Source organism: Pseudomonas sp. QLc11A (assembly GCF_052112305.1).
In the GTDB taxonomy this organism is placed as follows: Bacteria; Pseudomonadota; Gammaproteobacteria; order Pseudomonadales; family Pseudomonadaceae; genus Aquipseudomonas; species Aquipseudomonas laurylsulfatiphila.
Window position 1 is genome coordinate 18,508 of the sequence record NZ_JAVAJJ010000014.1, and the last position, 12,596, is coordinate 31,103.

Annotated in this window: 16 protein-coding genes; 8 read left to right on the plus strand and 8 right to left on the minus strand. The window is 60.3% G+C overall.

Annotated elements, in window-relative coordinates; translation table 11 throughout:
* From Q8X48_RS19710 to Q8X48_RS19740, 7 genes are all read left to right on the plus strand, one after another.
* A complete protein-coding gene (locus Q8X48_RS19710; RefSeq protein WP_407800012.1) occupies nt 1–297 on the plus strand; it encodes a DUF167 domain-containing protein in 297 nt (98 codons plus the stop codon).
* Nucleotides 298–478: 181 nt separating this feature from the next.
* Nucleotides 479–1,618, plus strand: a complete 1,140-nt coding sequence (gene metX, locus Q8X48_RS19715; protein WP_407800013.1) for a homoserine O-succinyltransferase MetX — start codon at nt 479–481, stop codon at nt 1,616–1,618.
* Between the two features lie 7 nt (nt 1,619–1,625).
* Nucleotides 1,626–2,246 (plus strand): methionine biosynthesis protein MetW, encoded by a 621-nt coding sequence (gene metW, locus Q8X48_RS19720; protein ID WP_223456686.1) that lies wholly within the window; start codon nt 1,626–1,628, stop codon nt 2,244–2,246.
* Nucleotides 2,247–2,272: 26 nt separating this feature from the next.
* The gene (locus Q8X48_RS19725; protein ID WP_095964210.1) at nt 2,273–2,707 is read left to right on the plus strand and encodes a DUF4426 domain-containing protein; all 435 of its coding nucleotides are present in this window, start codon (nt 2,273–2,275) and stop codon (nt 2,705–2,707) included.
* Nucleotides 2,704–3,300, plus strand: coding sequence for an RdgB/HAM1 family non-canonical purine NTP pyrophosphatase (rdgB, locus tag Q8X48_RS19730; protein ID WP_407800014.1), 597 nt, complete (start codon nt 2,704–2,706; stop codon nt 3,298–3,300). The genes Q8X48_RS19725 and rdgB overlap by 4 nt, the downstream gene beginning before the upstream one ends.
* Nucleotides 3,297–4,502, plus strand: a complete 1,206-nt coding sequence (hemW, locus tag Q8X48_RS19735) for a radical SAM family heme chaperone HemW (RefSeq protein ID WP_407800015.1) — start codon at nt 3,297–3,299, stop codon at nt 4,500–4,502. Before rdgB ends, hemW begins: the two co-directional genes overlap by 4 nt.
* A gap of 9 nt (nt 4,503–4,511) precedes the next feature.
* Nucleotides 4,512–4,835 (plus strand): DUF3392 domain-containing protein, encoded by a 324-nt coding sequence (locus Q8X48_RS19740; protein ID WP_007975393.1) that lies wholly within the window; start codon nt 4,512–4,514, stop codon nt 4,833–4,835.
* Nucleotides 4,836–4,952: 117 nt separating this feature from the next.
* Here Q8X48_RS19740 and trmB read toward each other — a convergent pair whose 3' ends face one another.
* From trmB to Q8X48_RS19760, 4 genes are all read right to left on the minus strand, one after another.
* Nucleotides 4,953–5,678, minus strand: coding sequence for a tRNA (guanosine(46)-N7)-methyltransferase TrmB (gene trmB / locus Q8X48_RS19745; RefSeq protein ID WP_057398140.1), 726 nt, complete (start codon nt 5,676–5,678; stop codon nt 4,953–4,955).
* Between the two features lie 9 nt (nt 5,679–5,687).
* A complete protein-coding gene (locus Q8X48_RS19750; protein WP_007975390.1) occupies nt 5,688–6,482 on the minus strand; it encodes a thiazole synthase in 795 nt (264 codons plus the stop codon).
* A 60-nt stretch (nt 6,483–6,542) separates the two neighbouring features.
* Nucleotides 6,543–6,743 (minus strand): sulfur carrier protein ThiS, encoded by a 201-nt coding sequence (gene thiS / locus Q8X48_RS19755; RefSeq protein ID WP_007953386.1) that lies wholly within the window; start codon nt 6,741–6,743, stop codon nt 6,543–6,545.
* 178 nt (nt 6,744–6,921) lie between these two features.
* On the minus strand, nt 6,922–7,290 hold the full coding sequence (locus Q8X48_RS19760) for a DUF423 domain-containing protein (RefSeq protein ID WP_015097214.1): 369 nt from the start codon (nt 7,288–7,290) through the stop codon (nt 6,922–6,924).
* Between the two features lie 74 nt (nt 7,291–7,364).
* On the opposite strand from Q8X48_RS19760, the gene mtgA reads away from it, so the two are divergent.
* Nucleotides 7,365–8,087 carry a monofunctional biosynthetic peptidoglycan transglycosylase gene (gene mtgA, locus Q8X48_RS19765; protein ID WP_015097215.1) on the plus strand — a complete coding sequence of 241 codons (723 nt, stop codon included), beginning with the start codon at nt 7,365–7,367 and terminating at the stop codon, nt 8,085–8,087.
* Between the two features lie 160 nt (nt 8,088–8,247).
* Here the strand turns inward: mtgA and rpoH are convergent, their stop codons facing one another.
* The 4 genes from rpoH to ftsY form a co-directional block, all read right to left on the minus strand.
* Complete coding sequence (gene rpoH / locus Q8X48_RS19770) at nt 8,248–9,102, minus strand: RNA polymerase sigma factor RpoH (protein WP_007975386.1); 855 nt, start codon at nt 9,100–9,102, stop codon at nt 8,248–8,250.
* Between the two features lie 120 nt (nt 9,103–9,222).
* Complete coding sequence (gene ftsX, locus Q8X48_RS19775; RefSeq protein ID WP_095964214.1) at nt 9,223–10,245, minus strand: permease-like cell division protein FtsX; 1,023 nt, start codon at nt 10,243–10,245, stop codon at nt 9,223–9,225.
* Complete coding sequence (gene ftsE / locus Q8X48_RS19780) at nt 10,242–10,913, minus strand: cell division ATP-binding protein FtsE (protein ID WP_007975383.1); 672 nt, start codon at nt 10,911–10,913, stop codon at nt 10,242–10,244. The genes ftsX and ftsE overlap by 4 nt, the downstream gene beginning before the upstream one ends.
* The gene (ftsY, locus tag Q8X48_RS19785) at nt 10,910–12,415 is read right to left on the minus strand and encodes a signal recognition particle-docking protein FtsY (protein ID WP_407800016.1); all 1,506 of its coding nucleotides are present in this window, start codon (nt 12,413–12,415) and stop codon (nt 10,910–10,912) included. Before ftsY ends, ftsE begins: the two co-directional genes overlap by 4 nt.
* Nucleotides 12,416–12,596 lie beyond the last annotated feature (181 nt).

Here is a 12,596-nt window from a genome sequence, read left to right on the forward strand (position 1 = left end):
GTGAGCTGGTTTCGCTGGGACGGTGACGACCTGATTCTGGAGTGTCACCTGCAACCGGCAGCCCGTAGCGATGACTTCGCCGGGCTGCACGGTGATCGCCTGAAGATCCGCCTGACCGCACCGCCAGTCGAGGGCAAGGCCAACGCGTATCTGATGGCGTTTCTGGCCAAGGCATTTGGCGTGTCCAAGAGCCAGGTCAGTTTGATCAGTGGCGAGTTGAACCGGCAGAAACGGGTGCGGATCTGTTCGCCGAAGAAGTTGCCGGACTTGCCTGATCTGGCCCGCCCTGCGGGCTGACCGCGTTATCGTTCATCGCGAGCAGGCTCGCTCCCACATGGACTGCATCAATCCTGTGGGAGCGAGCCTGCTCGCGAATGGTACACCTCGGTCTTACATGAAAAAATCAGCTCGGACCTTTGCTTGCCGCTAACCCCAGCGGTCTTTAGACTTACGCCTCATTTCAATGAGAGCAGGGTCGATGCCAGCTGCCTTTCCCCCCGATTCTGTTGGTCTGGTGACGCCGCAAGTGGCGCACTTCAGCGAGCCGCTGGCCTTGGCCTGTGGGCGTTCGCTCCCGGCCTATGACCTGATCTACGAAACCTACGGCACGCTCAACGCCACGGCGAGCAACGCCGTGCTGATCTGCCACGCCTTGTCCGGGCACCACCACGCTGCTGGCTACCACAGCGCCGACGACCGTAAACCCGGTTGGTGGGACAGCTGCATCGGCCCCGGCAAGCCAATCGACACCAACAAATTCTTCGTGGTCAGCCTGAACAACCTCGGCGGCTGCAACGGCTCCACCGGCCCGAGCAGCATCAACCCGGACACCGGCAAGCCGTTCGGCGCCGATTTTCCGGTATTGACCGTCGAAGATTGGGTGCACAGTCAGGCGCGCCTGGCCGATCGTCTCGGCATCGCCGAGTTCGCGGCCGTGATCGGCGGCAGCCTCGGAGGTATGCAAGCGATGCAATGGAGCATCACCTACCCCGACCGCATCCGTCACTGCCTGGCCATTGCCTCGGCGCCCAAGCTGTCGGCACAGAACATCGCGTTCAACGAAGTGGCACGCCAGGCGATCCTCACCGACCCTGAATTCCACGGCGGTTCGTTCCAGGAACAAGGCGTGATCCCCAAGCGCGGCCTGATGCTGGCGCGGATGGTCGGGCATATCACTTACCTGTCCGACGACTCCATGGGCGAAAAATTCGGCCGTGGGCTGAAGAGCGAGAAGCTCAACTACGACTTCCACAGCGTCGAGTTCCAGGTCGAAAGCTACCTGCGCTATCAGGGCGAAGAGTTCTCCGGGCGCTTCGACGCCAACACGTACCTGTTGATGACCAAGGCGCTCGATTACTTCGATCCGGCGGCGAACTTCGACGATAACCTGGCGAAAACCTTTGAAGGTGCCAAAGCCAAGTTCTGCGTGATGTCGTTCACCACCGACTGGCGCTTCTCCCCTGCCCGCTCGCGAGAGCTGGTGGACGCGCTGATGGCCGCGCGCAAGGACGTCTGCTACCTCGAGATCGACGCACCGCAAGGCCACGACGCCTTCCTGATTCCGATCCCGCGCTACCTGCAGGCGTTCGGCAATTACATGAACCGCATTACGTTGTGAGAAAGCCATGAGAGCTGATCTGGAAATCATCCAGGAATGGATCCCCGCCGGCAGCCGCGTGCTCGACCTCGGGTGCGGCGATGGCGAACTGCTGACCTGGCTGCGCGATAACAAGCAAGTCACCGGTTATGGCCTGGAAAACGACGCCGACAACATTGCCGAGTGCGTGGCCAAGGGCATCAACGTCATCGAACAGGACCTGGACAAGGGCCTGGGCAACTTCGCCAGCAACAGTTTCGACATCGTGGTCATGACACAGGCGCTGCAAGCCGTGCATTACCCGGACAGGATCCTCGAAGAAATGCTGCGCGTGGGCCGTCAGTGCATCATCACCTTCCCGAATTTCGGTCACTGGCGCTGCCGCTGGTACCTGGCGAGCAAGGGCCGGATGCCGGTTTCCGAGTTCCTGCCGTACACCTGGTACAACACGCCGAACATCCACTTCTGCACCTTCGCGGACTTTGAAGCCTTGTGTCGTGAACGTGAAGCGAAGGTCATTGATCGGCTTGCCGTGGATCAACAGCATCGGCACGGGTGGGCCAGTAAGCTATGGCCTAATCTGTTAGGTGAGATCGGAATCTACCGCGTCAGCAGTCCGGGACTTTCCGACCACAAGGTCGCGGTCTGATCCACCCTACTTCAAGGAGAACGATCATGGGTCGTCTTGCTTTGTTTCTACTCACTGCCTGCCTGAGCGTCACCGCCATGGGCGCCGAAGCCATCAAGGGCGAACGCCAGGAAACCTTCGGTGACGTGACGGTGCACTACAACACCTTCAACTCCACCTACCTGACCCCGGACATTGCCAAGTCCGCCGAACTGGTCCGCAGCAAGAACCAGGGCGTGATCAATATCTCGGTGCTCAAGGAAGGCAAGCCACTGATGGCCCAAGTGAGCGGTTCGGTCAAAGACCTGACCAGCCAGACCGTGCCACTGAAGTTCAAACAGATCACCGAACAAGGCGCGATCTACTACATCGCGCAATATCCGGTGGATCAACAGGAAGTCCGCACCTTTGAGATCAAGGTGCAGACCGGTGACAAAATCAACACCATCAATTTCAACCAAGAGCTCTTCCCTGGCCAATGATCAACTTCACGCAACTCGTATTGGCCAGCCATAACGCCGGCAAACTCAAGGAACTCCAGGCCATGCTCGGCGAGTCGGTGCATCTGCGCTCGATCGGCGAGTTCAGCAGCGTCGAGCCTGAAGAAACCGGTCTGTCGTTCGTCGAGAACGCCATCCTCAAGGCCCGTAATGCCGCGCGCATTTCCGGTTTGCCGGCGCTGGCCGACGATTCCGGGCTGGCGGTGGATTTCCTCGGTGGTGCGCCTGGCATTTATTCGGCGCGTTATGCCGACGGCAAGGGCGATGCGGCGAACAACGCCAAGCTCCTCGACGTGCTGAAAGACGTGCCTGAAGCCGAGCGTGGGGCGCAGTTCGTCTGCGTGCTGGCACTGGTACGTCACGCCGACGATCCGTTGCCGATCCTGTGCGAAGGTTTGTGGCACGGGCGAATCCTGACCCAGGCCAGCGGCGAACACGGTTTTGGCTACGACCCGCTGTTCTGGGTGCCGGAGCGCAATTGCTCCAGCGCCGAACTGAGCCCTGCCGACAAGAACCAGATCAGCCACCGCGCCCGTGCAATGGATCTGCTGCGCCAGCGTCTGGGCTTGAAATGACCCGTGAATCATCCGCGTCGCCGCTGATCTTCGGCGGCGATGCTTCATCGCCCCGGGCGGCACTGCCTGTGTTGCCGCCCTTGGCGCTGTACATCCACATCCCGTGGTGTGTGCGCAAATGCCCTTATTGCGACTTCAACTCCCACACCGCCAGCCCTGTGCTGCCGGAAGAGGAGTATGTCGACGCGTTGCTGGCCGATCTCGACCAGGACCTGCACGCCGTCCATGGCCGTGAACTGAGCTCGATCTTCTTTGGTGGTGGCACGCCGAGCCTGTTCAGTGCCGATTCCCTGGGTCGCTTGCTCAAAGGCGTCGAACAGCGCATCCCCTTTGCCAGCGACATCGAAATCACGCTGGAAGCCAATCCGGGTACGTTCGAGCAAGACAAGTTCGTGGCGTACCGGAAACTGGGGATCAACCGCCTGTCGATCGGCATCCAGAGCTTCCAACAGGAAAAACTCCAGGCCCTGGGCCGGATTCACAACGGCGACGAAGCCGTACGTGCCGCCGGCATGGCGCGGCAGGCCGGCTTCGATAACTTCAACCTGGACTTGATGCATGGCTTGCCGAATCAGTCCCTGGACGATGCCTTGGCCGACCTGCGCACAGCCATCGCCCTGAAACCGACACACCTGTCGTGGTATCAACTGACCCTGGAACCGAACACGGTGTTCTGGAACCAGCCGCCGACACTGCCGGAAGACGACACGCTGTGGGACATTCAGGAGGCCGGGCAAGCGCTGCTGGCCGAACACGGTTACGCACAGTACGAAGTCTCGGCCTATGCCCTGCCCGGTCGCCCGGCGCGCCACAACCTTAACTACTGGAGTTTTGGCGACTTCATCGGCATTGGCGCCGGTGCCCACGGCAAGCTCAGTCACCCGGACGGGCGCATTGTCCGCACCTGGAAAACCCGCCTGCCGAAGGATTACCTGAATCCGGCGAAAAGCTTCCGGGCCGGCGAGAAAGCGCTGACCAACGACGAAATGCCGTTCGAATTCCTGATGAACGCGCTGCGCCTGACAGAAGGCGTCGAATCGCGGCTGTACCCTGAGCGTACCGGCATGACCCTGGAAAGCCTTGCTGAAGGCCGACGTGAAGCCGAACAAAGCGGCCTGTTGCAGGTCGAACCGTCACGCCTGGTAGCCACCGAACGCGGACAACTCTTCCTCAACGACTTGCTGCAGAAATTTCTGACATAAGGAAATCGAATGGATTTGGTACTCGACCTGCTTGCCACCGTGTCTCGCTGGAGCCGCAGCAACCTCTCGGAAATCGCCCTGGCCCTGGTGGGCTGCCTGCTGGTGCTGTTTGGTGCGGATTTCAAAGGCTGGGTCGAGCAGCGCCTGGGCAGCATCGCCGGCGCCTTGCGCGTGCCACTGATGGCTCTACTGTGCATGATCGGCAGCGGTGCGGCGCTGATCTATGCCACGCCCTGGGTCGTGCGCGGCTTGAGCCAGTTCAACAACTACAGCCTGGCGCCGGTGTTGTTGGTGGTGCTGGTGTTGATTGGCGTGGTCGCGGATCGCCGCTAATCCTGCAGCACACACAAAACAACTGTGGGAGCGAGCTTGCTCGCGATGGGGCCATAACATCCAACATCTCTGTTGACTGTCAGGCCGCCATCGCGAGCAAGCTCGCTCCCACAGGTTTTACGCCAGTTTTTCGAACTTCAAATCCCAAACGCCATGCCCAAGACGCTCGCCACGGCGTTCGAACTTGGTGATTGGGCGCTCGGCCGGGCGCGGTACGCACTTGCCGTCTTCGGCCAGGTTGCGATAACCCGGGGCAACGTTCATCACTTCCAGCATGTATTCGGCGTACGGTTCCCAGTCGGTGGCCATGTGCAGAATGCCGCCGACCTTCAACTTGCTGCGCACCAGCTCGGCGAAGGACGCCTGGACGATACGGCGCTTGTGGTGACGGCTCTTGTGCCACGGATCCGGGAAAAACAGCATCAGGCGATCAAGGCTGTTATCGGCCACGCAGCGGTTGAGCACTTCGATCGCATCGCAATCGTAGACCCGCAGGTTGGTCAGCCCTTGCGTCAGCACGCCATTGAGCAGCGCCCCGACACCCGGACGGTGAACCTCGACGCCGATGAAGTCCTGGTCCGGCGCAGCCGCTGCCATTTCCAGCAACGAATGGCCCATGCCGAAACCGATTTCCAGCGAGCGCGGTGCCGAGCGACCGAACACCTGGTCGAAGTCCACCGGCGCGTCGGCCAGCGGCAGCACGAACAGCGGCGCGCCCTGCTCCAGGCCGCGTTGCTGGCCTTCGGTCATGCGCCCGGCGCGCATCACGAAACTCTTGATGCGGCGGTGTTGGCGCTCGTCGCCTTCTTCCGTCTGGATTGGCGTGTCGTTCGATTCAGTCATCAATGGCTCTTACTTGATCAGACCATCCAGCGGCGAAGAGGCGCTGGCATAGAGTTTTTTCGGCATACGGCCGGCAAGGTAAGCCAGGCGGCCTGCGACGATCGCATGTTTCATGGCTTCAGCCATCATGACCGGTTGCTGGGCGTGGGCGATGGCCGAGTTCATCAGCACCGCATCACAACCCAGTTCCATGGCGATGGTGGCGTCGGAAGCGGTACCGACGCCAGCATCCACCAACACCGGGATTTTGGCTTCTTCGAGAATGATCTGCAGGTTGTACGGATTGCAGATCCCCAGACCCGAACCGATCAGACCGGCCAGCGGCATCACCGCGATACAGCCGATTTCCGCCAGTTGCCGGGCGATGATCGGGTCATCACTGGTGTAGACCATCACGTCGAAGCCTTCCTTGACCAGCGTTTCGGCGGCCTTGAGGGTTTCGATCACGTTGGGGAACAGGGTTTTCTGATCGGCCAGCACTTCCAGCTTCACCAGATTGTGGCCGTCGAGCAGCTCACGGGCCAGGCGGCAGGTGCGCACGGCTTCAATGGCGTCGTAGCAACCGGCTGTGTTCGGCAGAAAGGTGTAGCGATCCGGCGACAGCACTTCGAGCAGGTTCGGCTCGCCCTCGATCTGACCGAGGTTGGTGCGGCGCACGGCGAAGGTGACGATCTCGGCACCCGAGGCTTCGATGGCCAGGCGGGTTTCTTCCATGTCACGGTACTTGCCGGTACCGACCAGCAAACGCGACTGGTAAGTACGACCGGCCAGGACGAAAGGCTTGTCGCTGCGAACGATGCTCATGGGAAATCCTCTGTAGGGGTGAGGTACTTGCAGAATTCTGTGGCCACTCGGCCGAGACTACTAGCCGCCGCCGATGGCGTGTACCACTTCGACGTTGTCACCGTCGTTCAACGTGGTGTCTGCATGCTGACTGCGCGGGACGATATCCAGATTGAGTTCGACCGCCACCCGGCGTCCGGTCAGGTCCAGACGGGTGAGCAGGGCCGCAACGGTTTCACCGTCGGGCAGTTCAAAGGATTCGCCGTTCAACTGAATGCGCATGCCGGATGCCGCCATCATTTTTTGGGGCAGGCATTCTAGCCCGATCAGTCAGGCCGACCCAAGCCATTCGTCGTTATGGCCCTTGTAGGAGCGAGCTTGCTCGCGAAAAACGCCAGGGCAATGCGTTAAATCAGTCAGCACGCGTTATCGTTGACGCCCATCGCGAGCAAGCTCGCTCCTACAGGCGCCAGGCGGCGAGTCCCAGGCAGAACCAGCCCACGAGGAACGCTAGACCGCCGAAAGGCGTGATGATGCCGAGCTTGCTGATACCCGTCAGCGTCAGCACGTAAAGACTGCCGGAAAACAGCAGAATTCCGACGGCAAACGATGCGCCGGCCCAGGTGACCAAACGACCGGGAACCTGCGTGGCCAGCGCTGCGATACCGAGCAACGCCAGGGCGTGCACCAGTTGATAGGTGACGCCGGTGTGAAAGATCGCCAGGTACTCGGCGCTCAGGCGGTTCTTCAGGCCATGGGCGGCAAAGGCCCCGAGGCCGACACCGGTGAAGCCGAAAAAAGCGGCCAGCATCAGAAAGCCACGCAGCATGCAGAACTCCAGTCAGTTTCGATCCAAAGGGTCTGTATAATGGCCCGCTCAACGGGTTCGGCCAAGCCATCTCTATGCTGCGTATCTATTTCCATCATTTCTCCAAGGCCGTGCTCTGGTTCATGGGTGGCAGCGTATTGCTGGTGCTGATCTTTCGCGTGGTGCCGCCTCCGGGGACGACGCTGATGGTCGAGCGCAAGATCGAATCCTGGTTTGACGGCGAACCCATCGACCTGCAACGGACCTGGAAACCTTGGGACGAGATCTCCGACGACTTGAAAGTCGCGGTGATTGCCGGCGAAGACCAGAAGTTCCCGGAGCACTGGGGCTTCGATATCGGCGCGATTCAGGCGGCGTTTGCCCATAACGAGCGCGGCGGTTCGATCCGTGGCGCCAGCACACTCAGCCAGCAAGTCTCGAAAAACCTGTTCCTGTGGTCTGGCCGCAGCTGGCTGCGCAAAGGCCTGGAAGCCTGGTTCACCGGGCTGATCGAAGTGTTCTGGCCCAAGCAGCGAATTCTTGAGGTGTACCTCAACAGTGTCGAGTGGGATGACGGTGTGTTTGGCGCTGAAGCGGCGGCACGGCATCATTTTGGGACCAGCGCGAAAAACCTCAGCCGACAGCAATCGAGCTTGCTGGCTGCCGTACTGCCGAACCCGCGGGTCTGGAGCGCAAGCCATCCGACTTCCTACGTTTCACGCCGGGCTGGCTGGATCAGGCAGCAGATGAGCCAGTTGGGTGGGGACAGCTATCTGGTCGGGCTGAACGATTCGCGCCGGGCGCCTTGGTCCCAATAACCGATCACAATTCTTCTGGCCCTGAAAAACACTGTGGGAGCGGGCTTGCCCGCGATGACGGCCTGACATTCAACTTATGTATTGAATGTTCGGACCTCATCGCGAGCAAGCTCGCTCCCACAGGATCACTGCTCGGTTTTTTTACTGCCTGCTCGCCAGTTTAAGCAGCGATCGACAACTTGAGCTTGTTCATCGCGCTCTTCTCGAGCTGGCGAATACGCTCGGCCGACACGTTGTACTTCTGCGCCAGGTCGTGCAGCGTGGCTTTTTCTTCTGCCAGCCAGCGCTGGTAGAGAATGTCACGGCTACGGTCGTCCAGCACTTCCAGCGCTTCGTGCAGATTGTGGTTGGAGTTGTCGCTCCAGTCGGCGTCTTCCAGTTGACGCGCCGGGTCGTACCGGTGGTCTTCCAGATAGTTGGCCGGCGACTGGAAAGCACTGTCGTCGTCCGCTTCGGCAGCCGGGTCGAACGCCATGTCATGGCCGGTCAGACGGCTTTCCATCTCACGCACTTCCCGAGGCTCTACGCCCAGGCTTTCAGCGACGCGATGAACTTCCTCGTTATTCAACCAGGCCAGGCGTTTCTTCTGGCTGCGCAGGTTGAAGAACAGCTTGCGCTGGGCCTTGGTGGTCGCGACTTTCACGATGCGCCAGTTGCGCAGGATGAACTCGTGGATTTCCGCCTTGATCCAGTGCACGGCAAAGGACACCAGGCGCACGCCCATTTCCGGGTTGAAGCGCTTCACGGCCTTCATCAGGCCGACGTTGCCTTCCTGGATCAGGTCAGCCTGAGCCAGGCCGTAGCCGGAATAGCTACGGGCGATATGTACGACAAAACGCAGGTGGGCGAGCACCATCTGCCGAGCCGCCCCCAAATCCTGCTCATAATAGAGACTCTCGGCCAGTTCACGCTCCTGCTCCGGCGACAGCAATGGAATGCTGTTGACGGTGTGCACATAGGCCTCCAGGTTCGCACCCGGGACCAGAGCATATGCAGGTTGCAAAGAATTGGTCATACGAAAAAACCTCCGACTTACAAACTCGTGCAGTTCAGCACTGCGAAAATTGACCGGAAACCGAAAGACAAGTTCCCTAAAACCCATAAACGCTGAAAGGTCAATACGAGCAAAATGATACTACTTAGGCGCAAGCTCCCTCAGGTGGCGTGCGACTGCAATCCATGCACCGATATACCCCAACAGCACCGCGCCAAGCAAGAGAGACAGACCGTCGGCAACTGGCACTCCAGCCAGCGCAAAATCACTGCCGTACAAACCGGCCAGCCCAACCACCGCGTCGTTCAGCCAATCAAGGCCAAACGCAAGCACGCCCCAGGACAGAATCCCCGCACCGAAGCCATACAGCGCCCCCATATACAGGAAGGGCCTGCGGACATAGCTGTCAGTGCCGCCGACCAGTTTAATCACTTCTATCTCTGTGCGGCGGTTTTCAATATGAAGACGAATGGTATTGCCTATCACCAAAAGTAATGCAGAAACCAGAAGCACGGTCAGACCGAAGACAAAACGGTCACCCAGCTTGAGGATGGCTGCCAGACGCTCGACCCAGACTAAATCAAGTTGCGCCTGCTGTACCTTCGGCAGCTCGGATAGTTTTTGTCTTAATGCTTCAAGGGCCGGCTTGTCGACTTCGGTCGGCGTCACCAGGACCACGCCTGGCAACGGGTTCTCCGGCAACTCCTTAAGCGCCTCGCCCAGCCCCGACTGTTGCTGGAACTCTTCCAGCGCCTGATCCCGGCCAACGTATTCGGCGTCGGCGACGCCCGGCATGCCCTTGATCTGATCGCGCAGTGATTCGCCTTCGGCCGGTTTGGCCTCAAGGTCCAGATACAGGGAAATCTGCGCCGCGCGCTGCCAGGAACCACCCAGACGCTCGACGTTACTTAGCAAAAGTGACAGCCCCATGGGCAAGCTCAGGGCCACCGCCATCACCATGCAGGTGAAAAAACTGCCGATGGGCTGCTTGCCCAGGCGACGCAGGCTGTCGACCATGCTGGCGCGATGGCTTTCGATCCAGGCACGGAACAACGTGGCGAAGTCCGGCCCGTCATCATCGTCGTGTTTTTTCTTTTGCGGCTGCGGATCGGCGGCTTTCGGGGCCACGCGCTCGGAAACCTTGGGGCTACGTGTTGCACTCATACCGCGGCCTCCCCGTCACCGATCAAACGACCGCGTTGCAGCGTCAGCATGCGATGGCGCATGCGAGCGATCAGAGCCAGGTCGTGACTGGCGATCAGCACGCTGGTGCCCAGGCGATTGATGTCTTCGAACACCCCCATGATCTCGGCGGCCAGACGCGGGTCGAGGTTACCGGTCGGTTCATCCGCCAGTAGCAAGGCCGGGCGATGGACAATGGCGCGGGCGATGCCGACGCGCTGCTGCTGACCGGTGGACAGGTCGCCCGGGTACAAGTCGGTTTTATCCGACAGCGCTACTCGCTCCAGTGCCGAGTCCACGCGCTTGGCGATCTCGGCCTTGGACAGCCCGAGGATCTGCAAAGGCAACGCGACGTTATTGAACACCGTGCGATCGAACAACAGCTGGTGATTCTGGAATACCACGCCAATCTGCCGACGCAGGAAAGGAATCTGTGCGTTGCTGATGGTGCTCAGGTCTTGCCCGGCGAGCAGCAATTTGCCGCTGGTCGGACGTTCCATGGCCAGCAGCAGCCGCAACAAGGTGCTTTTACCGGCGCCGGAATGGCCGGTGACAAACAAGAACTCGCCACGACGGACTCGAAAGCTCAGCTCATGCAAGCCGACGTGACCGTTCGGGTAGCGCTTACCGACCTGCTCGAAACGAATCATGAACGCTCCCGCTCGGCAAACAATGCCTGGACAAAGGGTTCTGCTTCAAAGGTACGCAAATCGTCGATGCCTTCGCCGACGCCGATGTAGCGGATCGGCAGGCCGAATTGCTTGGCCAGGGCGAAAATCACCCCGCCCTTGGCGGTGCCGTCGAGCTTGGTCAGCGCCAGGCCGGTCAGTTCGACGGTCTGGTTGAATTGCTTGGCCTGGTTGATGGCGTTCTGGCCGGTGCCGGCGTCAAGCACCAGGAGCACTTCGTGAGGTGCGTCGGCGTCGAGCTTGCCGATGACGCGGCGAACCTTTTTCAGTTCTTCCATCAGGTTGTCTTTGGTGTGCAGGCGGCCGGCGGTGTCGGCGATCAACACATCGATGCCGCGAGCCTTGGCGGCCTGCACGGCATCGAAGATCACCGAGGCCGAGTCGGCGCCAGTATGCTGGGCGATCACCGGGATCTTGTTGCGCTCGCCCCAGACCTGCAACTGCTCTACCGCCGCGGCGCGGAAGGTGTCGCCGGCGGCGAGCATGACTTTTTTGCCTTCCAGCTGCAGTTTCTTCGCCAGCTTGCCGATGGTGGTGGTCTTGCCGGCACCGTTGACGCCGACGACCAGAATCACGAACGGCTTGTTCTGCGAGGTGATTTTCAGCGGCTGCTCGACGGGCTTGAGCATCGCGGCCAGCTCGGCTTGCAGGGATTTGTACAGGGCGTCGGCGTCGGCCAGTTCCTTGCGCGCAACCTTCTGCGTCAAACGCTGAATGATCACCGAGGTGGCTTCGACACCAACGTCGGCGGTCAGCAAACGGGTTTCGAGATCCTCGAGCAGTTCGTCATCAATGACCTTTTTGCCCAGGAAAAGGCTGGCCATGCCTTCGCCGATACTGGCGCTGGTCTTGGACAGGCCCTGCTTGAGGCGGGCGAAGAAACCGGCTTTGGTTTCTTCGGTGCGTACAGGTTCTACCGGGGTTTCGACGGGCGTCGTGATCGGCGCAGGAATCGGAGCGGGTACAGGTGCTTGAGCAACCGGAGCAACGAATACCGGAACCTCTGGCTGGCTGACAACGGGAACAGGCTCGGCCACGACGATTGGTTCAACAATCGCTTCGACCACAGGCGCAAGAACCGGTGCAGGCGTGAACGCTGCCGGGGCCGGAATCGGTGGGGTCACGTGGGGGGCCAGGTCATTTTCGACCAATGCCACGGGTTCTTCGGCTACCGGCAGGGTCAACCACGGTTCGGCTGTAGGGGCCAGCGGCTGTTCGGTGACGATTTCGCTGACAGGTTCGGGAGCGGCTTCAACCTTGGGCTGCAGCAACGGCTCGGCAGCCGGCAGAACAACCGGCGCGGGCGCTTCTTCTATTACCGGGACCGGCGTCGGCGCTGGTTCAGGAATGGCTTGTGGCTGTTCGACGACGGGTTCCTGCGGCTTTTTGCGCAGCCATCCGAACAGGCTTTTTTTCTCGCCAGCCGCAGCTGGGGTCTTCTTGTCGTCGTTGGAACCAAACATGGAGGACGGCTATCTCACGGTAGCGACGCGCCAATGGCGCCCCGGCAAATAAATAATCGATGCAGAACAGACTGTGATTGACCCAGCTTGTTCACGCGCAACATTTTGTCGAGGTACTCAATGGCACCTCACGGAATCGATTTCTCATTGGACTAAAGCAGCAAAATCGGCGAAAACGCGG

Excerpts from the sequence above, each read along its gene's own strand:
- metX (WP_407800013.1), top strand. The coding sequence starts at position 479 with ATGCCAGCTGCCTTTCCCCCCGATTCTGTTGGTCTGGTGACGCCGCAA.
- ftsE (WP_007975383.1), bottom strand. The coding sequence starts at position 10,913 with ATGATTCGTTTCGAGCAGGTCGGTAAGCGCTACCCGAACGGTCACGTC.
- ftsY (WP_407800016.1), bottom strand. The coding sequence starts at position 12,415 with ATGTTTGGTTCCAACGACGACAAGAAGACCCCAGCTGCGGCTGGCGAG.
- trmB (WP_057398140.1), bottom strand. The coding sequence starts at position 5,678 with ATGACTGAATCGAACGACACGCCAATCCAGACGGAAGAAGGCGACGAG.
- rpoH (WP_007975386.1), bottom strand. The coding sequence starts at position 9,102 with ATGACCAATTCTTTGCAACCTGCATATGCTCTGGTCCCGGGTGCGAAC.
- Q8X48_RS19760 (WP_015097214.1), bottom strand. The coding sequence starts at position 7,290 with ATGCTGCGTGGCTTTCTGATGCTGGCCGCTTTTTTCGGCTTCACCGGT.
- metW (WP_223456686.1), top strand. The coding sequence starts at position 1,626 with ATGAGAGCTGATCTGGAAATCATCCAGGAATGGATCCCCGCCGGCAGC.
- Q8X48_RS19725 (WP_095964210.1), top strand. The coding sequence starts at position 2,273 with ATGGGTCGTCTTGCTTTGTTTCTACTCACTGCCTGCCTGAGCGTCACC.
- thiS (WP_007953386.1), bottom strand. The coding sequence starts at position 6,743 with ATGCGCATTCAGTTGAACGGCGAATCCTTTGAACTGCCCGACGGTGAA.
- Q8X48_RS19740 (WP_007975393.1), top strand. The coding sequence starts at position 4,512 with ATGGATTTGGTACTCGACCTGCTTGCCACCGTGTCTCGCTGGAGCCGC.
- hemW (WP_407800015.1), top strand. The coding sequence starts at position 3,297 with ATGACCCGTGAATCATCCGCGTCGCCGCTGATCTTCGGCGGCGATGCT.
- ftsX (WP_095964214.1), bottom strand. The coding sequence starts at position 10,245 with ATGAGTGCAACACGTAGCCCCAAGGTTTCCGAGCGCGTGGCCCCGAAA.
- rdgB (WP_407800014.1), top strand. The coding sequence starts at position 2,704 with ATGATCAACTTCACGCAACTCGTATTGGCCAGCCATAACGCCGGCAAA.
- mtgA (WP_015097215.1), top strand. The coding sequence starts at position 7,365 with ATGCTGCGTATCTATTTCCATCATTTCTCCAAGGCCGTGCTCTGGTTC.
- Q8X48_RS19750 (WP_007975390.1), bottom strand. The coding sequence starts at position 6,482 with ATGAGCATCGTTCGCAGCGACAAGCCTTTCGTCCTGGCCGGTCGTACT.